The 26,332-nt window shown below is 49.7% G+C and carries 14 protein-coding genes; 4 read left to right on the top strand and 10 right to left on the bottom strand.

Features of this window, described 5'->3' with window-relative positions; genetic code table 11:
* Nucleotides 1-84: 84 nt before the first annotated feature.
* Complete coding sequence (locus VB741_RS17585; protein WP_323366495.1) at nt 85-936, bottom strand: glycosyltransferase; 852 nt, start codon at nt 934-936, stop codon at nt 85-87.
* Between the two features lie 1,731 nt (nt 937-2,667).
* Here VB741_RS17585 and VB741_RS17580 point away from each other — a divergent pair.
* Complete coding sequence (locus VB741_RS17580) at nt 2,668-11,379, top strand: non-ribosomal peptide synthetase/type I polyketide synthase (RefSeq protein ID WP_323366494.1); 8,712 nt, start codon at nt 2,668-2,670, stop codon at nt 11,377-11,379.
* 222 nt (nt 11,380-11,601) lie between these two features.
* On the opposite strand, the gene VB741_RS17575 is transcribed toward VB741_RS17580, so the two are convergent.
* The 4 genes from VB741_RS17575 to VB741_RS17560 form a co-directional block, all read right to left on the bottom strand.
* Entirely contained in the window at nt 11,602-12,015 is a 414-nt protein-coding gene (locus VB741_RS17575; RefSeq protein ID WP_323366493.1) for a response regulator, read from the bottom strand.
* Between the two features lie 223 nt (nt 12,016-12,238).
* A complete protein-coding gene (locus VB741_RS17570; protein ID WP_442786388.1) occupies nt 12,239-13,006 on the bottom strand; it encodes a peptidase in 768 nt (255 codons plus the stop codon).
* 187 nt (nt 13,007-13,193) lie between these two features.
* A complete protein-coding gene (locus tag VB741_RS17565) occupies nt 13,194-14,222 on the bottom strand; it encodes an aromatic ring-hydroxylating dioxygenase subunit alpha (RefSeq protein ID WP_323366491.1) in 1,029 nt (342 codons plus the stop codon).
* Between the two features lie 2 nt (nt 14,223-14,224).
* A complete protein-coding gene (locus VB741_RS17560) occupies nt 14,225-16,183 on the bottom strand; it encodes an FAD-dependent oxidoreductase (protein WP_323366490.1) in 1,959 nt (652 codons plus the stop codon).
* A gap of 304 nt (nt 16,184-16,487) precedes the next feature.
* On the opposite strand from VB741_RS17560, the gene pyrC reads away from it, so the two are divergent.
* Entirely contained in the window at nt 16,488-17,516 is a 1,029-nt protein-coding gene (gene pyrC / locus VB741_RS17555) for a dihydroorotase (protein WP_323366489.1), read from the top strand.
* A 79-nt stretch (nt 17,517-17,595) separates the two neighbouring features.
* Here pyrC and VB741_RS17550 read toward each other — a convergent pair whose 3' ends face one another.
* Nucleotides 17,596-18,309: a GntR family transcriptional regulator gene (locus tag VB741_RS17550; RefSeq protein ID WP_323366488.1), complete on the bottom strand. Its 714-nt coding sequence runs from the start codon at nt 18,307-18,309 to the stop codon at nt 17,596-17,598.
* Between the two features lie 301 nt (nt 18,310-18,610).
* Here VB741_RS17550 and VB741_RS17545 point away from each other — a divergent pair, with 301 nt between their 5' ends.
* Both VB741_RS17545 and VB741_RS17540 read left to right on the top strand, forming a co-directional pair.
* Nucleotides 18,611-19,408 (top strand): fatty acid desaturase, encoded by a 798-nt coding sequence (locus VB741_RS17545; RefSeq protein ID WP_326522194.1) that lies wholly within the window; start codon nt 18,611-18,613, stop codon nt 19,406-19,408.
* A gap of 105 nt (nt 19,409-19,513) precedes the next feature.
* On the top strand, nt 19,514-20,518 hold the full coding sequence (locus VB741_RS17540; protein WP_323366486.1) for an alpha/beta fold hydrolase: 1,005 nt from the start codon (nt 19,514-19,516) through the stop codon (nt 20,516-20,518).
* Nucleotides 20,519-20,770: 252 nt separating this feature from the next.
* On the opposite strand, the gene VB741_RS17535 is transcribed toward VB741_RS17540, so the two are convergent.
* From VB741_RS17535 to VB741_RS17520, 4 genes are all read right to left on the bottom strand, one after another.
* The gene (locus VB741_RS17535; RefSeq protein WP_323366485.1) at nt 20,771-21,718 is read right to left on the bottom strand and encodes a lysylphosphatidylglycerol synthase transmembrane domain-containing protein; all 948 of its coding nucleotides are present in this window, start codon (nt 21,716-21,718) and stop codon (nt 20,771-20,773) included.
* Between the two features lie 111 nt (nt 21,719-21,829).
* Nucleotides 21,830-23,428, bottom strand: coding sequence for a hypothetical protein (locus tag VB741_RS17530; RefSeq protein WP_323366484.1), 1,599 nt, complete (start codon nt 23,426-23,428; stop codon nt 21,830-21,832).
* Between the two features lie 105 nt (nt 23,429-23,533).
* Nucleotides 23,534-24,508 carry a glycosyltransferase family 2 protein gene (locus VB741_RS17525; protein ID WP_323366483.1) on the bottom strand — a complete coding sequence of 325 codons (975 nt, stop codon included), beginning with the start codon at nt 24,506-24,508 and terminating at the stop codon, nt 23,534-23,536.
* A 101-nt stretch (nt 24,509-24,609) separates the two neighbouring features.
* Complete coding sequence (locus tag VB741_RS17520; protein ID WP_323366482.1) at nt 24,610-26,127, bottom strand: hypothetical protein; 1,518 nt, start codon at nt 26,125-26,127, stop codon at nt 24,610-24,612.
* Nucleotides 26,128-26,332: the final 205 nt, after the last annotated feature.

Below are 26,332 nucleotides of genomic sequence, written 5' to 3'. Positions count from 1 at the left end.
GAAATGGTAAAGCCTCCATAAGCCATCCCTCAGGCTCAGTAATAATACTAAGAACCTATGCCATGGCATTCGCTCCCTAAGGATTCAAAACTTTAGTCGACGTAGCGTGCGATCGCAATAATTTAGCCATTGAGCCTGCCAATGTTGCATCTGATATCCCCAAGGAGAGTTGTTGCACCATGCCTGATAGCGTGGCATAGCAACCTCGCTCAAAAACTGTATCCATTTTTGGGTAATCGCTGCTGTAGAATACTGCTTTGCTACAGCTTGGCCGTTTTTGACCAGTCTTCTTCGGAACTCTATATTCTGTTTTAATTCATCTAAACAAGACAAGACCTGTGCCATGGAGTTGGCTTCTAAATAATTCACATCCACGGTTCCTTCAGCCCGATAGGCTAGTTCTCGCCCTAGGATGGCGGGCACACCCGCTAGCCAAGCATTATAGAGTTTGGTCGCCGGTTTACTTCGATAGCCGGGACGTTTTAAATGAAATTCACGGACAGCGACAATAGCATCAATGTGTTGATAATCATTCCAGCGGGTGTCAATGGAATGCTGGTTGTTCCAGCCATTGGTATTAATGATTGGCTGCCAATTTAGCCCTCTCTGGCCGAGCTGCATTTTCCAGTCTGGGGTCCTCAACTCGGCGGCTAGACTGTTGCAGTGGCCCAAAAATGCAATAGTCTCAAATTTATCCTGTCGTTGGTCCAGGCGGGGTTGCAGTCCTGGCTGGGGCCAATGGGGAATAAAGTAACAGCCTAGAAACTGTGATGCTTCGTAAGGATTTTGCACCACGTGGAGTTGAGCCTGGGGACATAGGGGGGATTCTGCCTTGAGGCAAATCAGCAGCCGATTGGGACCAGGGTGAATATCGCCCCCCCGTGTAGCATTGCCATGGAATAGGACAATACCTTTCTCGGGCAGCTGGTCTGTCAATTGGCAGGGCACTCCCGCTTCATACAATTTCAAATAGGTCTGCACTGTCCAGGCATAGATACCTAGTCCAAAGCCTGCCCAGTTTTCAGCACTTGAAGCAGGTAACTGAGCAGGCCATAAGGTCGTTGGAATATAAAAATAAACGTTTGCGAACGAAGAATTCTTCAAACTCCCTAAGCCATTCGTGAATAGTTCAAGATAATTTTATCAGTCCCCTCATGGTTCTAATTTCCTATGGTTAGTCATAGATTGCCAGGAATATCCTTTAGTCCTCTGGCATTTAGGCCGGTTTGACTACGGGTATATATTTCCCATGCCCCATCGTACATATATCTAAACAACTTCTCTTGTTGTGCCGACGCAGGCTTTGAAGCTCCTCAGCAGTTGTTAGCTGGGTCCAACCCGGATTGCCAGTCCACATCTTGAATGAGAACCAAAACAATTCCGACAACTTATGAATCTTATCTTGGGCTATGGGACGGCTTCCTTAGGTAATTAGATTCTAGACCCCTTACACAAAATCACCTAAACTCCCAACAATTTCTGACATCCAAATTTAACAGTTTAAGGAAAAGTAAGTTTAGGTGGGTACAATTAAATCAATAATCTAAAGCATAAAATGCCTTTAGTCTAATTTACATTTAATTCACATCTTGCACCAGTTAGTAACCGTCCCTGGAACTCATATTGAGCTTAGTGCTCAACGAGTTTAATAGGGTTTCAGCTTGTACCTTGAGCGGTCTTCAGACCTTAAATGGCTGAAACGACCAATCTTCGTCAGATAGCAGGGACGGTTACCACCAGTTAATTAAGTAATCAACTTCAGATTACGCTAAATAACTTTATCTAAGACGCTAAATGGCCTTATCTAAACAGACAATCATGCAGGATTCTATTCTTCATGATTGTCTCTTTAGGGATCTGCTTAAAAATAAAGTGCGGACTCGACTTTTGTAACGCAAAATCACCTAGAATTCATGCTCAACAAGGATCTTCTGCCTATTAGGTTATTGTGTCGCAACAGGCCTCTTATTAAATACATCTGATGGAACTCAATTTCTCAAATCAACAAATTTTAATTCAAAAAATTATGCGTGAGTTGATTCTGCGTAACCATCCCAAGCATTTAACGAGTTTTGGTCGTTTCAACGATTTTGATAGCTAAACCACAGGTTGTCCAACACCTGAAACCCTATTAACTTCGTTGAGATGCTAACCGTTTTCAAGTTCCAGGGACGGTTACGATTCTGCATAAGTGGTTGGGCATAACTAATAAAGCTCTATGCCCTAAAGCCTAAAAGCCTTTGAATTAATGCCTTTAGCTAAAATTCTATTTTATAAAAAATTGAGTCTACCTATTTGGAGATGATGTGCAGGAGCTCTTATTTGGCTTTATTGGATGATGATTAATGCCGTCGTCAACCTGGAAACATTTTGTTCTGGAAATATGTCTTTTATACATCCAGACTCACATACTAGCTTCATTAACTCAGATCTTGCACCAGTTCATACGAACTAAATAATCAGCTGGAATTTAACGACAGAATAGGCATTTCAGTTATCTGAACTTTAGCTTATTGCGAAAAATCTAACTTATTGAGAGAGGTGCAAGATCTCAGTTAATCAGTTTCCGGATTGTTTTGTATTCAATCCAATACTATTTTAAACCAATACCATTTAACGATGTCTTTACATTGCCCTGCTGATCAAATGTTCCCGGAAGAAAGCTCTGTGCTCAAAACCCCTCACGCAAAACAAGAAACTTTCCCCTTATCCTACGGTCAGCAATCACTTTGGTTTCTGTATCAGGGCGATCGCTCGAGCAATGCTTATAACGTCAGTATTCCAACTCGGATCAAATCCCCTGTAGATGTCGTCTGTCTCAAACAAGCCTTTCAAGGACTGATCGATCGTCATCCCAGTTTACGGACTACCTTTACGACCCAAGCAGATGGTAGCCCCGTTCAAGTAGTGCATCCCAATTTGGGCCTATGCTTTAATCAAATTGATGCGACGGGCTGGAGCGAAGAACAGCTTAACCAACACGTTGCGGATACCCACCGTACACCGTTTGCTCTAGAGCAAGGCCCTATCTTTAGGGTGACCCTGTACACCTATGCCCAGCAAGACCATATCTTACTATTGACCCTACATCATATTGTTTATGATGTAGGGTCCCATGAACCGCTGCTAAAGGATGCTGAACAGCTTTATCTAGCGGCTAAAGCAGGTACGACGGCTCCATTGGTACCCCTGGCCAAGCAATATAGTGACTACGTAGCGTGGCAAACTCAAACCTTGGCAGGCCCTGAAGGCGAAAAGCTCTGGAACTATTGGCAAGAGAACCTATCGGGGAACCTACCCACCCTAGATTTACTCACGGACCGCCCTCGACCCTTACGCCGTAGCCACAATGGAAATGCCCATAACTTTGAGCTAACAGCGGCCCAAACCGAAGGCATCAAACAGTTGGCCCAGGCCGAAGGGACAACGCCCTATGCCGTTTTGATGACTGTTTTCCAAACCTTGCTCCATCGCTACACAGGGCAGTCGGACATCCTGGTTGGTTCGCCCATGGGCGGTCGTTCCCAGGCAGAGTTTGAGCAGGTGGTGGGATATTTTCTCAATCCAGTGGCGATTCGGGGCAAGCTAACGGATACATGCTCTTTTAAGGAGTTCCTAGGCCAGATTAGCACCACCGTTATGGGTGCAACAGAGCATCAAGATTATCCCTACACGTTATTGGTTGAACGCCTGCAACCCAATCGGGATCCTAGTCGCACTCCTATTTTTCAAGTCTTTTTTAATTATCTAGAGCATAGCGCCATCGAAACGCTAGGGGCTTCGCTCCTCGTAAACGATGCTCCTACCCAGGCACAATGGGCCAACCTGGAGTTGGAGTCCGTGTCCTTGAAACAACAGTTGGGTCAATTTGATTTGACCCTAGAAATGATCGAAACCCAGGGCGATTTAGTGGGGGTGCTCAAATACAGTACTGACCTCTTTAATGCTGACACCATAGAGCGCATGGCAGGCCATATTCAGGCTTTGCTGGACAGCATCATTACCAACCCGGACCAGAGTGTCCAAGAGCTGCCGATGCTAACGCCAGCGGAACGGCAGCGATTACTTAAGGATTGGAACAATACCGCTACGGATTATCCCGCTGATCAATGTATCCATCAGCTAGTGGAAATCCAGGCAGCGCAGAATCCTGAGGCGGTTGCCCTGATATTTGATGGTGAAGAACTCACCTATGGTGACTTAAACAAACGATCAAATCAGTTGGCCCATCACCTTCAGAGCATGGGTGTGGAACCTGATGGGTTGGTGGGTTTCTGTGTGGAACGCTCCCTGGATATGGTGGTCGGTCTGCTAGGAATTCTTAAAGCTGGGGGATGCTATGTTCCCATCGATCCAGCCTATCCCAATGACCGCATAGCCTACATGGTTGAGGCATCTAACCTATCGATTCTCTTAACCCAGCAGCAGTTCGAAGAGAAACTGGCCGCTCCGACGGTCCAAATGGTGAGTATCGACACGGACTGGGAGACCATCGCCCGTCAGCGTGACGACAATCCCACCTCTGGTGTGGGTCCTGACAACCTGGCCTACATCATCTACACATCAGGTTCGACGGGCAAACCCAAAGGCGTACAAATCTGCCATCGGTCGGCGGTGAATTTCCTGGTCTCCATGGGACAGCAGCCAGGGTTAACCCCGCAGGATACGCTCCTGGCTGTCACCACCATTTCCTTTGATATTGCGGTGCTAGAGCTGTACCTGCCTCTGATTACAGGAGCCCGAGTGGTGTTGGCCTCTCGGCAAATTGCCACCAATGCAGCCCAGCTATCATCGCTTTTGGCTGAAACCCAAACAACAATCATGCAGGCCACACCGGCCACTTGGCAGATGCTGTTGGCCGCAGGCTGGCAGGATGGTGACGGGCTGAAGATGTTGTGCGGTGGAGAACCCATGCCCCGTGACATGGCCGGTCAGCTGATCGCCATGGGGGGTGAAATCTGGAATATGTATGGCCCCACGGAAACAACTGTGTGGTCTGCCGCTTGCCAAGTCAAGACCATTGATCAGCCAATTCCCGTAGCTGGTCCCATTGCTAACACCCAGCTCTACATACTCCCCCCAGGCACCACTGGGGAGAAAACAGCAGCTGAGGGCTGTGCTATAGATCCCTTGCCCATTGGCATCCCCGGAGAGGTGCATATTGGTGGGGATGGCTTAGCCCGTGGATACTTAAATCGTCCTGACTTGACCAGTGAACGGTTTATCCATGATCCCTTTAGTGACCAGCCCGGTGCCCGCCTTTATAAAACTGGAGACCTGGCCCGTTATCGCTCCGACGGTACGCTGGAATTTCTGGGCCGCATTGACAACCAGGTGAAGGTGCGTGGTTTTCGGATTGAGCTAGGGGAAATTGAAACGGCTTTAGAACAGCTGCCCCAGGTTCATAAGGGCTTGGCCATAGTGCGGGAAGACAATCCTGGAGATAAGCGCATTGCGGCCTATCTAATTTTGAACGACGGTGTCACCCTGAAACCGGCTGAGCTGAGGCAAGGGTTACGGAAAACATTGCCAGATTACATGATGCCATCCATCTTTGTTGGCATCGATGCATTTCCGCTAACACCCAATGGCAAAATAGACCGGCGGGCGTTACCCAAGCCAGATCAGACCAACGTGGGTGGGGATGAGGCCTATGTGGCCCCCCAGAACAATCTACAGCGACAGATTGTCAGTATTTGGAAAGAGATTCTCAATGTGGATCAGGTGGGCATCCACGACAACTTCTTCGACTTGGGCGGACATTCGATTTTGGTGGGTCGTTTGCATAGTCAGCTCATGAGTGACTTAGAAGACATTACAGACAGTGACATTTCTGTTGTTGACCTCTTTACCTATCCCACCATTAATTCGCTCATCCAATATCTGGGGCAGGCGGGCTCTGACCAGCCCTCCTTGTTACAAGCTAGTAGTGATCGCATTAAGAAACAGAAAGAACGGGTTAACCAACAGTCGGATGCCATTGCCATCATCGGTATGGCCTGCCGGTTCCCAGGGGCCAAAGACATCCATGAGTTTTGGCATAACCTGAGCAATGGTGTGGAGTCCATCTCATTTTTCAGTGATGAGGAACTTGAAGATGCTGGCATAGAACCGGCAGTATTCAATGACCCCAACTATGTGAAGGCGGCGGCCATCCTGGATGGGTTTGACCTGTTTGATGCCAAATTCTTTGGCATGACTCCGAGGGAAGCTGAGATTATCGATCCGCAGCAACGCTTGTTTATGGAGTGTGCCTGGCATGCCCTAGAGGATGCGGGGTATCCCATGGAAACTGGAGATACTCGCATCGGTGTCTATGCCGGTGTTAGGCAAAATAACTATCGGTTGCAAAACATTGAGTCCAATCGTGATCGGTTGGCAGCCATTAACGAGTATCAAATCATTTTCAGTAATGATAAGGACTACATGCCCACGCGTGTTTCCTACAAGTTAGGGTTGACGGGGCCTAGTCTGAATATCAACACGGCCTGTTCCACGTCTCTGGTGGCGGTACAGACGGCCTGCCAAAGTTTGCAGAATTATCAGTGTGATATTGCGATCGCAGGAGCCGCTGCCATTTCAAAGTTCCGCAAAGAAGGCTATCTCTACAAAGAAGGGATGATTTTATCCCCCGATGGCCACTGTCGTGCCTTTGACGCCGATGCCCAGGGTACCGTGCTGGGGGATGGTGTCGGTACCGTCGTCCTGAAGCGACTGGATGATGCCGTTAAAGACGGAGATCATATCTACGCGGTGATCAAAGGAGCGGCCCTCAACAACGATGGCTCCCAGAAAATCGGTTTTACCGCTCCCAGCGTAGAAGGACAGGCTGCCGTCATAGCCGAGGCCCTAGCTATGGGTGACATTGATCCCACAACTGTCACCTACATTGAAACCCACGGTACCGGCACCACCCTGGGTGACCCCATTGAAATGACGGCGCTAAAGCGAGTCTATTACACCAATCCTGACAAGAAAGGCTATTGTGCCATCGGCTCAGTAAAAACAAACATCGGCCACACAGATACGACCGCTGGCATGGCCGGATTGATCAAAACAGCCCTCGCCCTAAAACACAAAACCCTGGCCCCCCATCTTCATTACAAAAGTCCCAACCCCAAACTTGACCTGGAAAACAGTCCATTTTATGTCAACACCGAGTTGTCTCCTTGGGAAACCAATGGTATTCCCCGCCGGGCTGGGGTCAGTTCCTTTGGTATCGGCGGCACCAATGCCCACATCGTCCTAGAGGAAGGGCCTCAACTAGAGTCATCTGAGTCCTCAAAACCCTGGAAACTGTTGCCAGTTTCCACCAAAACCAGGAGTGCTCTAGACACCGCCACCGCTAACCTGGCAGACTACCTAAGACAGAATCCTGATGTCAACCTGGCGGATGTTGCCTACACTCTGCAGGTGGGCCGTAAACCCTTTAACCATCGCCGAGTGATCCTTTGCCAGGACACCCAGGATGCCATCAATGCGCTAGATCCTCTAAACCCCAAGAAAGTCTTTGACGCCGTCCAAGAGCCAGGTGAACGTCCCGTTACCTTTATGTTCTCTGGTCAGGGTTCCCAATACGTCAACATGGCCCAGGACCTTTATCAGTCAGAGCCTGTATTTCGGGCTGAGGTAGATCGTTGTGCGGAGATTCTGTTGCCCCATCTCGGTCTGGACCTCCGCCAGCTGATTTATCCCGACAGTGACCAAGTAGAGACCAGCACAGAAAAACTCAAACAGACCTCCTTTACCCAGCCAGCCCTATTTACCATCGAATACTCGTTGGCCATGCTGTGGCAGTCCTGGGGGGTGACGCCCAAGGCTATGATTGGCCACAGCATTGGTGAGTATGTCGCCGCCTGTTTGGCCGGTGTATTTGCCTTAGAAGATGCCTTGGCCCTTGTGACAGCCCGGGGCCAAATGATGCAGCAGCTGCCTGGGGGATCAATGTTATCTGTGCCCCTGCCCGAAGCAGAAATTCTGCCACATCTAGGTGATCAGGTGTCCTTAGCCGTAATCAACGGTCCCTCTCGCTGTGTGGTGGCGGGCCCCCACGAGGCCATTGATGACCTCGAACAACAGTGGATCCAAAAAGGGGTAGATTGCAGTCGCCTGAGGACGTCCCACGCCTTCCACTCAGCGATGATGGAACCCATTTTGGACTCCTTTAGGGAACGGGTAAACGCTGTTCAGCGGCAGGCTCCCGAGATTCCATTTATTTCCAACGTCACCGGCATGTGGATTACCCCCAGCGAAGCCACTGACCCCAGCTACTGGGTACAGCATTTGCGACAAACCGTGAGATTTGCCCAGGGGTTGGAGCTGCTGCTGGATGAGCCGGACCAAATTCTCCTAGAAGTCGGCCCGGGTAAAGCCCTAACCACATTTGCCCTACAGCATCCCAGCAAATCAGCCACCCATGCCGTCCTTTCCAGTACCCGTCACCCCAAAGACGGTCAAAATGACACGGCATTTTTATACACCACCCTGGGCAAGCTGTGGGCTGCAGGCGGGCTGACGGACTGGGCCGCCTGCTATGGCGAGGACAACCGCCAGCGGTTATCTTTGCCCACCTATCCCTTTGAGCGCAAGCGCCATTGGCTAGAACGGCGGACCCAAACCGACGTTTGTACATCCCAGGTATCGCTGAGTAAAAAAGCCAATATTACAGATTGGTTCTACTCTGCCGCTTGGCAAAGTAGAACCCTGGTGGCGCCGACCCAGCGGACTGAAACATCGTGCATGCTGATCTTTGCCGATACTATTGGTCTGGGTGCCCAGCTGGCCAGTCAGCTGAGAGGCCAAGGCCACCAGGTAACCCTGGTGAAAGCAGGTAAATCTTTCTCTCGGGTTGAGAACAGTGAATATGTGATCAATCCGACAGACCCTAAGGATTACATCAAGCTGATGGGTCAAGTCTCGGCTCGCCATGGATGTCCACAGACCATTATCCACAGCTGGAGCGTGCAGCCTATCAAGGCCAACCAATCCACATTTAATTCAGTTAAAACAGCCAAAGAAAAGGGTTTCTACAGCCTGCTCTATTTAGTCCAGGCCCTCGAAAGCCAAAAAACATTTGAGGCTTGTCAAGTAGCTGTGGTATCAAACGGGATGCAAACGGTGACTGGCAATGAAATGCTGTCTCCCGAGAAGTCGCTTCTATTGGGTGTTTGCAAGGTAATTCCCCAGGAATCTCCCAAAATTAGCTGCAGCACCATTGACGTTGTTTTGTCTGGGACTAAACCTCGGGATCAGGCCCTACTGGTGGGTCAATTGCTCAGTGAGATTCAAGCTGGACTACCGGAACCCGTTGTTGCCTACCGTGATTCTCGCCGCTGGATTCAAACCTTTGAACCCGTGCGTTTGCCAGCAGCCAACGGACAACCCGTAAGATTGAGAGAGAAAGGCGTCTATTTAATTTCAGGTGGTCTAGGCAGCATTGGCCTCATCTTTGCTGAGTACTTAGCCAAAACAGTTCAGGCAAAACTGGTATTAACGAGCCGTTCCCAGTTTCCAGAGCCAAAGGACTATGAATCCTGGCTGTCCACCCACGATGAAAACGATCCGGTGAGTCGTAAAATTCGACAGATTCAGCAGATTGAAGAGCTAGGGGCTGAAGTCCTAGTGGTCAAGGTCAATGTGGGTGACCTGCAGCAGATGAAAGCCGTCGTTGCCCAGACAAAACAACGATTTGGTGCCATCAATGGCGTGATCCATGCGGCTGGATTAATCAAATCTTCCTACATCAATACCATTAGCAAGAGTATCTGTGAACAACAGCTACAGCCCAAGGTGGATGGTTTGCTGGTGCTAGACCAGGTCCTCAAGCATCAGTCCGTAGACTTCTGTCTGTTGATGTCCTCCATTTCCACCATTCTGGGCGGCTTAGGATTTGCCACCTATGCCGCAGCCAATACCTTTATGGACACATTTACAGCTCAGCGCAACATCGCCGGATCCTTCCCCTGGTTAAGTGTGAATTGGGATGCATGGCAACATGTCAACTGGGATGATTTGCAACAGAGTCAAGGTGACCAAGGTAACGTTTCTGTCGGCCAAACCATCACAAAGTTGTCTATGTCCTCCCAGGAAGGTGTGGCTGCCCTGGAACGGATTTTGTCCCAGTCCCAACTACATCAGGTGGTGGTATCGACGGGAGATCTGCAAGCTAGGGTCGATAAATGGGTTAAACTCATATCTCTGAAAGATTCGGCTAACAGCAGACAAACAAACGAAGCGACTGAGGCCGCGGATGCTGAGGCAATGGCCGCCAGCGATTTTGAAAACGACACTGAACGGACAATCGCCAATATTTGGCAAAATTTGTTAGGGATGAGTGACCTCAAACGTCAGGATAGCTTCTTTGATCTGGGGGGAGATTCCCTCATTGGCATTCAGGTGGCAGCCGAAATGGAGCGTCAGCTGGGTCAAAAGTTTCCCATTAATCGACTGTTTCAAACCCCGACCATCGCAGCTATTGCCGAAGCACTGGGAGGGGAACAATCAGAGACCATACAACAGTCGTCGCCGGTTGAACTACCTCCCTGTATTGTGCCTCTGAAATCAGGCAATGCAGATTTATCACCGTTGTTTCTAGTGCATGCCGTTGGTACCAGTATTTTGTTCTACCAGCCATTAGTGGAGCAGCTACAGACTGATCGCCCTGTTTACGGTATCCAATCGGTTTTACTCGATGGATTTGATGAGCAATTTAATACCTTAGAAGCTTTGGCAGCACATTATGTGAAGCAGATTAAGGTTGTTCAACCTAAAGGCCCCTACTTTGTGGCTGGACCGTCCTTTGGCGGCTTTTTATCCTACGAGATAGCGCAGCAACTTATTCAGCAGGGAGACACGATCGAAGCTTGTGTGCTGATAGATCGAGCTACCCCTGAAGGGGAAACCATGGCCCCCGTTATGCAACGGTATGAGAATTACTGGAAAACATTTTTGAAAACAGGGCCATCTTATCTGATAGAAAAAATCAAACAACGATATGACTTTGAATCGAGCCAGTTTCGCTTGATGTTTCGCGAGCAGCAATATCAGCTATATCGCAAATTAAATCTTGGCACTGACAGGATTTTCAATGATGCGATATATTGTCGCCAAGTACAGATAAGTAATGCCTATCAGCCGAAAAGTTACCCCAGTGACATTTGGGTAATTCGAGCGGATGAACTTTATGCAAATCTTCACTCTGAAGAGGATATGGGTTGGACCCAATATGTCCAGGGGGAAGTTAAGGCACTTCCCTGTCCTGGTGGACATATGTCGATATTTGAGCCTCCCTATGTGGAAATCCTAGCAAAGCATTTTGCTACGATCTTGGCATGCACAGCTAAAGATGATGCTCAATATACTTTGGCAAAAGTTCGTTAAGGTCAACAGGCGAGATGCATTGGCCCTGAAAAAACAGGGGCTGATGACATGACTTTTCTGAAAACTTCTCGTTAGGTCTGTTGAAATCGCTTGAAGGTGATTACATTGGCCTAGTTTCTGAACAATTTCAGCCAGATAGAGCCACAAAATAAAGTTCTCTCCTGGTTTTTCTAAACAGGGAAATCGGGAGAGAACTTTGAGACTAAAAACTTAGAGCAAAAATTAGACTTTCTTACTTGCCAAAACCTTAATCTTGGTGATTAAGGCATTCTTGAGTTTTTCATAGTCCATGGCTGTACCTGATGTGGGTTTCGGAAAAAAGTCTAATGCCCCTGCCTGCATTAAATTGAATATATTATCCACCTCTGAAGGATGGACTGTGTTGCTCACCACTAGAATGGGGCGGGGAAACTCTGACATAACTTTTTCGGTAAATTCTAGGCCATCCATTTTGGGCATCTGGATGTCAGTGCAGATCACATCTGGCATGGTTTCGGCGATCACCCTTAACCCTTCGGCTCCATTCTGGGCTGTGCCAACAACGTCAACTTCTGGGGATGAATCGATCAACCGGTGTAGAATTTGTAACGCAATAGCAGAATCTTCAACAAGAACAACTTTAATGGGGTTAGGCATGGTAATTTAAATTCCTTGGTTTCTGTGCCACGGCACTTGTCATCATCATGGGCCAAGGTTATGACAGGAATGATGGGTACATCTTCGTATTTTGTTTCTGCTTCAATGCAGATAGTGAGTCCTGGTCCATCCAAATTGAGTATTTCCACGGCAGTTACTATCGAAGTGGTAGACCTGTGACCTACGTGACTCCTTTCGCTAGCGATCTTGTGTAGGTGGGTCATCATTCAATGGAGAAGTCTGGGTCGGCATCGATGGATACCCGATTCCATTCTGGTGTGGGCATATTTTGGGTCGCTTCTCGCAAAGCGCATTCCCAGTATTTACGAATTTTGGCGAGGTAGGGATCGCTGGACTGGAGCTGAACCCTGTGGCGGATTTCAAAGCTGTCGGTTTCGTAGAGCACCATGTTGATGGGGGGACCGACGGAAATGTTGGACCGCATGGTGGAGTCGATGGAGAGGAGGGCACATTTTGCGATCTCATCCATTGACGAGCCATAGGTCAATGTGCGGTCCAAAATCGGCTTACCATATTTAGTTTCGCCAATCTGCAAAAACGGTGTTTCCGGGGTGGCCTTAATACAGTTGCCTTGGCTGTAAACCAGGTAAACCTCTGGTGACTCCCCCGGTAGCTGGCCCCCTACCAAAAAGTTACATTGAAACTTAATCCCATCCTGGTCTAACCAGTTACGGTCTTCGTCCTGAATTTTACGAATTTCATAGCCGATGTAGCGAGCTATTTCATACATGGTGGGCACGGTATGCAGTGAATCCTTGGCCCCGGTTTTAATATCCTGGCGCAGCTGATGTATAACAGCTTGAGTCACCGATAGATTACCCGACACACAGGCCACAATCACCCGCTCCCCAGGAATTGAGAAGTCAAACAGCTTCTGATAGGACGAAATATAATCCACCCCAGCATTGGTGCGAGAATCAGCAGCCAAGACCAGCCCTTCCTTCACACATATTCCCAAGCAATAGGTCATTACCTCAGACTCCTCATTTTTCATCTAGCATGCTCTTTTATCTAGCATTGCTTAATAGCAATCACCGAAAGACCGATCTCGAAGCAGATAGTTTTGTAAAACTTGCTATATTTTCAAGATGCTATGACCATACTAAGAGCTGCTTGCCCTCCTGAGATCGACCTTTAATATGTCCGATCCAAGATTGTTAGTGAATCGATTGCTGATGGATCAGCTGTTGCACCTTGCTAATGGTTTGGTTAAATTCTGGCCCTTTGCGCTGGGGCATGGTTTCAAAAGCTCGCTGCTCATCTTCCATCATCAGGATATCCTGCTTGACGAGACCGGCTAGTAAACCTCGTGCTGCATTAAATAAACGATTTTTAATAAAGCGACGGAACCTGATAGGCAGTTTATGTAACCGATGGAAGGCCCCCAGGGAAACGAAATGCACTAGGTAGGCCTTGGTCTGGGTTTCACTGACCGGGCAAAACAAACAGTAAATTTTAAAGTCATTCCCTAGAACAGAGCGCCAATGGGGATAGACATAGCTGACATCCAAATTGGTGGGCCTCAGCTGGCGCATAGCGGGGATAAACAACTGCCCAACAGAGTAAATCTTGTCTATTTTGTAATAGCTCTCGGCATCGTAGTGGGCATCTACCCGCGTCGGACTGGTCTCAATGTCCTTTAAGACCGGATTAGCCCAGGCCTGTAGGTCATTGTGCAGCCGCCCATGGTACATGTCCATGAGGTTCTCGATTAAAAATGAGAAGTGGGCCTGGGTATCAATGGTGGTGTAGGACGCGATGTAATTCAGCTGGTCCCATTCGGGCAGTCCCAACAGGGGCACCTGGTTCGCCTGGTCGGCCTGGCCAGGAAACAGCCAAATAAAACCATCTTGTTCCCTGACGGGGTAGGTGCGGAGCCGACAGCTGGGCAGCTGCTGCTTTTGGCTCAGGTAGGGCACATTGACACAGTCCCCTGCGCCATTAAACTGCCAGCCGTGGTAAATGCATTCCAGCTGATCGCCCTGCACTTGACCATGGCTGAGGCGGACCTGACGGTGGGGACAACGGTCTTCGAGGGCCTGGATGGTGTGGCTGCGATCGCGATATAGCACAATGGGCTGCTGCCATAGCACCACCCCTAGGGGCTGATCCGTTAGCTCACTGCTTTGGGCAACGACGTACCAGTGGTTGAGGTTAATGGCAGCACGGCGGACGGTTTCGAGCATGTCTAAACCTTAAACACTCCTTCAGGATTAACGGACATCAGGGGGCGACGGGCCCGACCTTCCCTATGTAATACCTCATTGGCTGCCAATAATCCGCTACTGATGGCTCGTTCCATCAGACCGCAGGGAAAGGGCATTTTCACCCAGTCTCCAGCGAACATGAGATTGGGAACGGCGGTTGCACTTTCAGGTCGGTTGGGATAACTGCCGGGGGGGAATCCGGCAAAGTTCTTTTGGTTCACCAGTTCTTGGTGCAAAATAGTTGCCCCTGCCAATTCTGGAACAATCTCCCAGAGTTCTCGTTTGAAGGTGTCTAATAGGGCCTGCTGGGTAGGGAATTGCTTTTCTTTGTAGCAGTAGGCATGGAGTTCAACTACGCTACCGCCGGTGTCTTCGGCCCATTGAATGTAGTCCTCCTGCACCTTGTGGTAAAGGGTAATACTGTCGGTGAGATCGTAGCCGGAGAGAGAGGTGAACCAGCTTTGGTCCCAGGCAAAGTCTCGATCTAACCAAAAGCGGCCGACGGCAAAGGGGTCGGCTACCTGCAGCTGGTTCACTTGGGCCATGATGGTGGGGTTGGGCTCCCCCTGGGATAGGGTAAAGAGATTTTTGATGCCGGGAATATCGGCGGCAAAGACAAAGTAGTCGGCCTCCAGACTAGCGGCGAGGCCGTCACCATTTTTGGCTGGATGGGCGGCAATTAGCTGGATGCGGTCATGTTCTCGCTGCAGCACTTTAAACTGGGCTAGATTTTCTTGGGCGGGGCCGCTCAGCACTTTGCCCTGGCTATTGTAAGCGGCACCGTGACAGGGACAGAGAAACCCATCGCCGTTGGCGGCAACTTCTTTGTGGACACTGCAGCCTTGGTGAGTGCAGGTGAGGGAGATGGCTTGGTTGCCCTGGGCCTCAACCACATATAGCTGGTCGCCTGCGCCATAGTAGTCGGTGGTGTCGTTACTGAGCAGGGGGTTGCGATCGCACCAAAACGGCACCGGATTCACCGCCATATTTCCCTTCTGGTAATCAACGCTAGCAATTTGCCCCCCACTCCAGTTGATCTGGCTGACGGACACCCCGGTGAGGATGCGTCCGCCGTTAGCCTCAATGGCCTGGCTGAGGGGATCGACTAAACAGCGACCCATGTCTTGACGGGTGCCATTGAAAGCTAATCCCTCAGGATTGCCAAAAAAGTAAAAGTGGAAAAACTGCATCAGCTCACCGGCGCTGAGCACATCGGGGGAATTGAGACTGGACTTAGCAAAGGGCAAAAAGTATAGGTCATACAGGCCCTTAGGAAATTGTCCCTGGCCCCACTCCTCGACCGACAGATGATCCAGACGCTCATAGGTTTGGGGCATGCGGAAGCTGGTAATCTCCCGAAAAACTTCCAGGTGTTTGAGCTTAGTGAGGTTAATGCCCCAGCTGAGGCGATTTTCTGAAGACACCGCCAGATCCACAATATTCCAGGGAAAGGCGGCATTACTGGGGTAAAAGGCCTCGGGTTTGTAGCCGTTTTTGTACAGTACGGCATAGAAATTGAGGGACTGAAAATTATCCTGGATTTGGAGTTCGTCCACCAGGCTAAACAGGTTGTAATACTGGGGAAAGAACCCATGGAATCCGTGCTCCATGCGCAGCTCATGGTCCCCTACCTGAATGGTCCAGCTGGCGATTTTACCCCCCAATTGGGGTGACCGCTCCAGCAGGGTGACGGCCACCCCCCGTTTGCTTAGCTCATAGGCGGCGGCTAACCCGGCCAGTCCACCGCCCACCACTACGGCCTTGGTGGGGCGACCCACCGTTTGGGGTAAATCGAGCTGATCAACCTGGTGCAGCGTGGGTTGGGGCTTGGCAAATCGGGTATAGCCTAGGGTGCCGCCAACGGCTCCTGCACCTAATAGTTTCAGGGCACTCCGACGGGAAATATCAGGGGTTTGCCAGAATTCGGGGAATGGATTCATTAACTGGAGTTTAGACAAAAAATGTTGAGGGGCAATCAACGGTTAAGTTGACCGATTTAATGATCGATCATGTTAAATGAATCTAAATGAATCTGAGTAAAACATGACTGATCCCCTCAATGATCGATCATTTGAACGAATCTGAGTAAAACATGACTGATCCTTAGCTGTCTACAATCAGTGTTACGTAACCCTCCCCCATAACGGATTGCTCAGATGAGCAATCGACGATCAGAGGCAATCAGAAAGGCCCCAGGGGGGAGCCACGACCGATTTCAACTGGGACGTGGTTTATGATTGAAAAATGGAAAAACTTACCCTCACCCGCCCCGACGACTGGCATCTGCACCTCCGGGACGGCGCAGCACTGAAAGCGGTTTTGCCCCATACGGTGCATCAGTTTGCCCGCGCCGTCATTATGCCAAATTTGAAGCCCCCAGTACGGTCCTTAGGGGATGCCATGGCCTATCGCGATCGCATCCTCGCTGCCATTCCGCCGGGCAAGCAGTTTGAGCCCCTGATGACGCTCTATCTTACCGACAACACCAGCCCCGAAGACATTATTGCCGCCCAGGCATCCCAGGTTGTCAAAGCGGTCAAGTATTACCCCGCTGGTGCCACGACCAATTCAGAATTCGGTGTGACGGATATTCGGAGATGCGATCGCGTTTTTGAAACCATGCAGCAGGTGGACATGCCCCTATTGCTACACGGCGAAGTGACCGATGTCCATGTAGACGTGTTCGATCGCGAGAAAGTATTTATCGATCAACAGTTGATCCCCTTGCAACAGCGATTTCCCAATTTGCGCATTGTGCTTGAGCACATTACCACCTCAGAAGCGGTGCAGTTTGTCCTGGCCACCAGCAATATGGCGGCAACGATCACGCCACAACACCTACTGTTCAGCCGTAACAGTCTATTCAAAGGGGGTATACGCCCCCATTACTACTGCCTACCCATTTTGAAACGGGAACAGCATCGCCAGGCGATTTTACAAGCCGCCACCTCGGGCAATCCTAAGTTTTTTTTAGGCACCGACAGCGCCCCCCATGGCCGCAACAGCAAAGAAACATCCTGTGGCTGTGCCGGTTGTTATTCAGCCTTACACGCCATGGAGTTATATGCAGAAGCGTTTGAGAGCGTTAATGCCCTGGATAAACTGGAAGCATTTGCCAGCTTTCACGGACCCGACTTTTACCAACTGCCCCGCAATACTGAAACAATCACCCTGACCAAAACAACCTGGCGCATTCCCGATGCATTGCCATTTACTGAAACCGAACTCGTGCCCTTACGGGCGGGGGAGGAGATGACCTGGAAAATGGTCTGACATTTTCGTTGCTTTGTTGCACAAATAGGGTTTTTAGCCAAATCATCCCATCAGGCAAAACCTATGCTATAAATTTGGTCTATTTCTGTAGTGAAAGGGAATAGCAAAAACGGTCAGCTCGAGAGATGGTTTCTCCGTGTAATATGGGCCGATGCTTGCGGGCATAGGCCGTATAGCGATATACGATCAGAGGCTGGCCCAGGGGAACCTCTAGATACTCCCCCATTTCATAATCGGCGTGGGTACATTCAATCACCGCATCAATCTGCTCAATCGGTATGCCATTGGCCTCCAATGTAGGAAAAGTCATTTGCTGCTTGAGTTGGGGACTAAACTCCTGGCCTAATTCCCATAGGAGATAACTCATATCAACTGCGCCAACCGCCTGATCCATAAATAACAGCTTTTTTTGAAAGTAAACCATCGACTTGCTGTTTAATCCCAAAATTGTCTGTACTCCTTTAGACGGTTTTACCTTTTTAAAGGCAAGATTTTCAAACGTCAGCTGAATACCTTTATCAGCAAGATCCTGTTCTATAAAGATCAATGGACTTGACAGGGAGTAGGCGACTTTTGTTTGGGGTGTGACAAAAACGCCCTTACCTTGTTGTGACTTGGCCAGCCCCTGATGGACCAAGTTGGCAACGGCTCGTCTAACCGTAATCCGGCTAACACTGAAGGTTTCCATCAGCTGATGCTCGCTGGGTAGCTTTTCTCCGGGCAGATAATCGCCGGACTCAATTTGCTGGCGAAGCTGCTCTGAGATGCTGATATGCAGGGGAGCGGACGACATGGGGAAATGACTATGTCAGGGTTTGATAAAATATTGCGTTGACTTGTTATACCAGCTGGGGTGTGTTATTTTTTACCTGTTATAACAAGTGCTGTGCAAAACTTGAATGATCGTCGTTGATGATGATGATCTAACCCTATAGGCGCTTGTGCCATCTGTGTTTATAAAGATGTTAACTGACTCGACGCAATCTCCCAAAGTATCAGTATCACAACCTCACAAAATCTTAGCTGTTGATGAGCTGAAAGCTTTAAATACACGCTCTAACGCAGCCGGTACCGTTAGATTTGCTTCACATTTGATGGTACTTGGGATTAGTGGTTTTCTATGGGGAAGTCTGTCTGGTTGGCTAAGACTACCAGCACTCTTAGCTTATGGGATCGGTCTGGCCATGATGTTTTGCCCTACCCATGAGTGTGTTCATCGGACCGCATTTGCTAATTCTAAAGTTAATGATGTTGTAGCCTGGTGGGCCGGGTTACTGTCGTTATATAACAGCACGTTTTACCGGTACTACCATAAGTGGCATCATCGCTACACACAGATTTTGGGTAAAGATCCTGAGCTAGATGATCCTAAACCCAAAAATCTAGGCCAGTATCTTTGGCGTTTGAGTGGTCTTCCCTGGTGGCGCGACAAAATTATAGGTCATGTCAAGATGGCGTTTGGACAACTAGAGGGTTGTTATTTTTTGCCCCAGAGTTCCCATGCCGATGTGATTGCATCAACTCGTTTGCAGTTGGGGGCGTACGTTGCCATTGGCTTGATCCCTATGGCCTTGGGTCATCCCTGGTTTATTGTTACCTACTGGTTGTTGCCATTGGCTGTGGGGCAACCCTTTCTCAGGTTTGTTTTGATTGCTGAGCATGGCGGTTGTACAAATGACAACAATCCTTTAACCAATACTCGAACCACATTAACCCTCTGGCCCTTGAGATTTCTAATGTGGAATATGCCGTACCATGCTGAACACCATCTCTATCCCTCGATTCCGTTCCATGCATTGCCGAAGGCCCATCAGGACTTGAATGAGTATTTTTCTCAGGTCGATACGGGGTATTTACAGGTTAATCAATCCATTGTTGGGGCCTTTGAATAGGAAAAGGTAACTTTGAACATCCACTCGTTGCTCCTCCCAGACGGGGATTGAATTATTGTTTTGTGCAGTGAGTACTGCATTAGGATTCTCTCATAGGCAAAAATAATGACATCTCCCAACAGCTTTGTTTTGCAGGATTTTCCACTCCAGTGTGGTGTGGTATTGCCTGAGGCAGAGATCATCTATCAGACCTATGGAGAGTTGAATGCGCAGCGTAGCAATATTGTGCTGTATCCCACATCCTATGGGGCACAGCATACGGATGTAGATTGGCTGGTGCGTCCGGGCGGGATTTTAGACCCGACGCACTGGTTTGTGATTATGCCCAATATGTTTGGCAATGGTCTTTCCACATCGCCCAGCAACTGTGAGGATGCGAAGAAACCAGGTTTTTACTTTACCCACTATGACAACATTCGGGCCCAGGCTGCTCTGTTGGATAGTTTGGGGATTGAGCAATTAGCGCTGGTCTATGGTTGGTCCATGGGGGCACAGCAGGGGTATCACTGGGGAACGCTATATCCTGAGAGGGTGCAGCGGATTGTGGCGTTGTGTGGGACGGCTAAAACCACTGACCATAATCGAATTTTTCTGTATAGCTTGAGGGCTGCGTTGCAGGGGGACCCAGCCTGGAATGGGGAACGGTTTGAGGGTATTCCGCAGAAGGGCTTTCATACGTTTACTCAGATTTATGCCAGTTGGGCGGCATCCCAACCGTATTATCGAGCTAAACTCTACCTGGAATGGGGGTATGAGTCTTTAGAGGATTATCTATTGCGTAGCTGGGAGGCGGGCTATCGGCGGCGGGATCCCCATAATTTGTTGGCGATGATTGAAACGTGGTTGAACTGTGATGTGGGAAATAATCCGGTTTACCAAGGTGATTATGTTAAGGCAATGGGATCGATTACGGCAAAAACCCTGGTGATGCCTGCTAGTACGGACCTGTATTTTACGCCGGAAGATTGTGAGGCTGAGGCGAAGATAATTCCCCATAGTGAGTATGCTGTTATTTCTTCGATTTGGGGACATCGGGCAGGAAACCCGTATCAGAATCCTGAGGATGAAGCGTTTATTAAACAGAAGGTCACAGACCTATTGAAGTCTTGATTGATATTTGGGTACCAACTCAAAGCGGGACGTTTTCCCAAGGATAGTATTCAGAAGTCAGGAGTCAGGAATCAGGGCCTCACTGGCTTCTGGCCCCTGATTCCCCACCTAGCCAGAATTTTCCGGCTTAAGTTGATACCCCTACAGCCAGACTTATGTCCAAAGGTGAATGCAACTCAACTTCACATTGAACAAACTGGCCCAATGGATATTTAGATTTCAGCTATTTCAAACTTGCTCTATTCATACTTCTTAAGCTTTGTTGAACTGTTTGACGGTGCTTAGGTATTGATTCAGAAAGGGCAATCCACCAATGGCGGGGAGGAAATAGCGAGAGGTACACAGTACTCCCAAGGCCGCTCCAGTGGCAGCGCTAAAGTAGGGCGCATAGAGGGCCACTAGGGCGGCATCACGGGTGCCGACACCGGCAAAGGTGAGCGGGAGTAGACCAGCCAAAATGGCTAGGGGAGCCAGGGCAAAGCTAATGACGGGAGGAGTCCAGGCATTGAGAGCGAGAATAAATAACCAGATTTGTAATAGATGTAAAAACCACACGAAAATCGACATGGTGACAATGCGGGTGAGCTGGGCGGGATTCCCCCAAAAGTAATCGTGCATCTCGTCCCAGGAGTCTTGAAACGAGGCGAGTTTTTTGCCAATTTTTTTAGGGGCAATGCGTCGCATGGTGGTAAACCCAAATCGAGCAAACCCTTTGGACCCTAGCATCAGTAAACCAAAAATCAAACCGCCGAGAATACCGGCGGTCATGGTCCAGAAAAAGGCATCTTTTGCTGGATACAGGATCAGACCAAAGGCACACCACAATAACAACGACAGCATGTCGCAGGCTTTTTCAAAAATCACGATGGACAAGGACAGGGTACCGCTGAGATTTCCCTTCTCTTTCATGAAATAGGACTTGGCAATGTCACCCATTTTTGAGGGCAGCACCATATTTAGGACGCTGGCGGCCAAGATCAACTTGTTTGCTTCCCAAATGTTGAGTTTTGCCTGGACTGGGATGAGTTGCTTTAACCGCCAGCCGGTGAAAAAAGTAATGGGAATAACCATCCCCAGGCTCACCACCATCCAAAAAGGGTTACATTCTCGGAAAACTTTTATCAGTTCCGGAAAGTCAATCTTGGTGTATAGAATCACCAGGATGAGGGTACTGATAAAGATGGAGATATAGCGTTTCATGGGGCCTGTAAAATCCGCAGAGGAATGGGGAATGGAAAAATCTCGTAGGGGCTTCCCTTGGGAATACCCTGGGATAACCGTATTTTGGTGGGCACGGCCCACTTTCAAGCATTACAGCTGTCGTTCTACCTCCAAGGGCTGCTCAGCAGAGAGAGCATTTACGTCGCTGGTTAAATCTTTCCATGGTTGGAGTTGCCCCGGTTGAAAGGTGCGACTCATGACCACATAGATCGAAGTTTGGTCGCAACCCATGCCAGCGGTGAGAACATTTTTCCAACCACTGGTGGCCATGAGCTTATCCCTCAGGAGCCAGTGGCCATTTTGCCATTCAAATATTCGCTGGAACCGAAAGGGGGCATCATTTTTGCCGGTGATCAACATCTTTTGCAACAGCTTGCGAATCAGGTTGGGAAAGAAGCGCCCGACCGTTAACATCACCACCCGCAGAATCATTAGATTCAAGGGATTCATCTGTTTTTGCTTGGCCCAACCTAGGGGGCCTTCGAGGGTGATGCGGTGATCTTGAATGTCGTATTGGTAATCGCCTACGAGGTGACCAACGGCATTTTTCACCTTACCGCTTTCCCTTACCTGGAGTGAAAACTGGGTGTCTGAGAGTACCAACTTGTTGTGACGGAAAAACTTAAAGGCTCCACCCTTGTTGAGGGCCAGGTATAGCTTGGTGTCTTCTCGCTGATCGATCAGAATGCGGGCGTTGGGAAACCAAACCCGTCCTGGGTGGGGCGGCTGGGTGGGGGGACGCACGTCGACAAAGTCTTTCCAGGTGAGTAAATAATTCCAGGTGTGGTGGCCGACAATGTGGTCGTCGGCGTAACAGGAGCCACAACCGTTATGAAGCCCTTTCAAAAAGCGGTCGTTAAGGCTCAATGCTTCGGGCAGCCAGCGACCTACGAGTTCAAAGCCGTGGGGGAAATAGTTGTAGGTGTTGCGGCTGGTGTATTCACCCCCGTAGGAACCGTCGGGGTGGACAAAGTGGCTGGCTAGGCGGACACCGTTTGCGATCGCATCCCGCAACCGCTCATCCGTTCTCTCACCCAGGTCATACACCCGCGCCAAACAGGCAATGGTCAGGGTGTGGTACCCCGGATCACACCCCTCATACTCCTGGAACCACCCTTCCGAATCCTGCCAGGACAGTACCTGCTCCAGCCGCTGTTGGATCGCCCCCTGCCACTTCTGGTTATTCAACACCCGCGAAGCAATCTCCAAACACAGCACAATCAGCGCCTGGTGGTTGGTCAAACGACCACTCTCCTGGTGATGGGCCAACCAGTCGGCCCGAGTTTCAAAAAACCTCAGCCACTGCGGATTATCCAGCTTCAGCAACCGATAGCTTTCCAAACAGGCCAGCAACGAAAAGGCCGCTGCGCCACCGGCCCGCTCAAAGGGAAAATAGTCATCACAGGACCCATCGGGATGGGAACTCTTGGCCGCAAAGGCAATGCCCGCCTCTACCCAGGCCTTAATGTTGGGCTGTTGATGGTAAGGATTATTCGGCAGCGGCATGTCATACACCAGGGCCAGGGGCCATACAAACTCCTGGGACATACCGCTAGGAAAGTCAATAATTTTATACTGCCAAAAGTTACGATCAAAACAGCCATAATTAGGACTGTGGGGGTTACGGTCCTGCAACGTCAGAATTTTAGGAATTTGGTCGAGAGCTGCCTGGGCAAATAGATCTTTCATCTAGGAGGTAATTAATATGATTGATCAGGGTTAGTGAATCAAGGTCAGTGGATCAGGGTCAGTGAATCAGAGTTAGTCACCGATCGCTAAGGGTGATCTAACTTTTTACTGCCGAGCCTTTTTCTTCATATGGTCCTCGATTTCTGAGCGCCGCAACCGCAGTTGAATATCTTCCAATAATTTACGGTTAGTCGACATCAAATCGGCAATCAGTCCAAAAATCCAGCATTGCACCCCAACTAAAATTAAAACAGCAGCAAAAATCAGGCTAGGAATATGGGTGCGACCGGTATTCTCAAAGGTGACCATAAATAGCCAAAGCCAACGCACCACCAGTAAAAGACCTAGGCCAATGGGAATCCCCCCGAGAATTGTGAAAAAGGATAGGGGCCGATAGGTAATAAAAATGCGCAGAATGGTAAACAAGGACCGTTGCACATAGGAGGCAATGCTCTTGACTAGCCGGGACGGGCGCAGGTAGCCGTTGGTGCGAATGGGCACCGATGCCACCGCCATCCCCTTTTGCCCCGCTTGAATGATGGTTTCTAGGGTGTAGGTATACTCATTAAAAACATTGAGCTGCATGGCCGCATTGCGGCTGATGGCGCGAAATCCGCTGGGGGCATCGGCCACCGAGGTTTTGCTAGCCACCCGCACGGCCCAACTGCCCATGCGCTGCAGCAGCTTTTTGATCGGGGAAAAGTGCTTGATTTCCATAATGGGCCGTTCGCCCACCACAATTTCCGCCTGACCCTGAAGAATGGGCTCAATCAGCTTAGGAATATCGGCGGCGCAGTACTGGTTATCGGCATCGGTATTGACGATGATGTCGGCCCCGGCCTTGAGACAGGCATCTAACCCCGCCATAAACCCCCGGGCTAAACCCTGGTTGTGGTCAAAGCTGACGACGTGATCCACCCCCCATTCCCGCGCCACATCCACGGTGCGGTCTAGGCTGCCGTCGTTAATGATCAGCCATTCCACCTGATCCACACCGGCCACCGCTCGCGGCAGCTCTGAGAGCGTTACCCCTAGGGTATTTTCTTCGTTGTAGCAGGGAATTTGAATAATCAGTTTCATGGGAGGATACTTTAGGACTGGGGGCGGTCAAACAGGCTAAAGAGTTAGGTGGAGATAGGACTGGGGGATAGATTTTGAATTTAATTTGAACTTAGTTTGAATTAAAAGGGAATTTTGTTCGTTTGAAACGACGTCGCTGGCTTCAGTCCGATCAGCCAGCTCAGGCGGAGTAGCCATAGACCTAAGCTAACCATGGCGGTTGCGATCGCAATCCCAACCCAAGTGGGAATCCCAGCTGCAGGCAGAAACCACCACCACACCGCCACAATTCTCAACAACTCTGCCTGCGACAGATTCCCCGCCTCCGGCGGCTGACCCACATTCCTGAGAATCTCCTGCACCGGGGTACTAAACGCGTCGGCCAGCTGTCGGCCAGCGGCGGCCCAAGCATTAAAAATCGGTGCTTGGGATGCCTCGCTCCACAGGGATAGGGTTTGCATCAGCAGCACCGTACTCTGATCCGCAATTTCAGCAAAGTAGCGCTGGTAAAAGGTGAGCAGGGTAGGAGCATTGACCAAAAAGCCCAGCACCATCAGCCCCACCAGCGGCATCCGCCAGCGTTTACCCAACAGACCGACCGTGACCATCAATGCCGGGATAATGGGCACCAGAAACCGAGGTCCCCAGTTCCAACCGTTAAAGTCCCAGCCGCTGTGCAATAGCCAAAAACTAACCACAATGCCAGCCAGGGCTACAAATTCCAACTTGCGCTGCTGCCACAACACCCACAGGCCCACCAACGCCAAAATCGTCGGCGGACAGTACCAAAACATGCCGCCACCGCTACCGGGGCTAATCCACTGCCCCAAGGCCCGCAGAAAAAAACCATCGAAGCCCAACTGCGAAGAATCCTGTCCCGATGAGGCAATACTGCCAAACCGCGCATAGTTATAGGCCAGGTAGAGACCCACCCCGACCACCGTGCCGATGCCAGGGGCTAAAATGCGATCCCAGCTGCAGCGCCGCAGTAAAAAATACAACATCAGCACCGGCCCCAATAAAATCCCCGCCGGTTTAGCAGCAATGGCCAGGGCAGCCAGCAGACCAGTAACCCAGTGGCCCCACCGCGACTGGCCAAAGGCCAAATATAGAGCCAAGGTAATAATGAACCCCAACAGCGGCTCCGCAAAAAATTCCCGAGCATAGACCATGGCCGCCGTACAAAAGGCATAGCCAATGGCGGCCATAAATGCCCCCCGGCGCTGTCCCCCCAGTTGTAGGGTCAAGCCATAAACCAGTACCGCCGTGGCCGCTGTCAGCAAAATATTCAGCACTAGGCCACAGGCCGCAGAGGTATACTGCACCGGCAGATTGAACATATTGCCAAGGGTCATACCCACCCAGACAAAAGGCACCGCAAACACTGGCAATAGGGGATAGCGAATGGAGTAAAACTGACCATCTGGCCCCTCAATACCCCCCGCGCCAGGTGGAATCGAGAAATTACCCTTCTCGATCAGCGACTGGGACATGTGGAGCATGTCGTTACCATCCACCCCCCAAATGCCCGGTTTGAGGAAGGCCAAATAAATCGAACAAATAGCAAAAAATAGAGCAATAGTAGGCCATCCAAAGATCTGATGGTGCTCTTCCGATGGGTCCTGTACCTGGCCAATCATAGTTAACTTTGATTATGGGTCAGCTATTGATAGTTTTAGTCACAAGTGATGGCCACAAGGACAGGCCACCCCTATGGGGCAGTTGTGTTAGTTACAAGTGTGAGACACAAAAGTCCTGAGACCATGGGCTTAAACGTACCAAAACTTCTTTACCTATCATGCCCGTTGTTTTAGTACGAGACAGCAAATAGGACATTCTTTCTCA

It is taken from the genome of Leptothoe sp. PORK10 BA2 (genome assembly GCF_034932105.1).
Taxonomy (GTDB): domain Bacteria; phylum Cyanobacteriota; class Cyanobacteriia; order Phormidesmidales; family Phormidesmidaceae; genus Leptothoe.
This window is presented reverse-complemented; position numbering and strand designations above follow the sequence as displayed.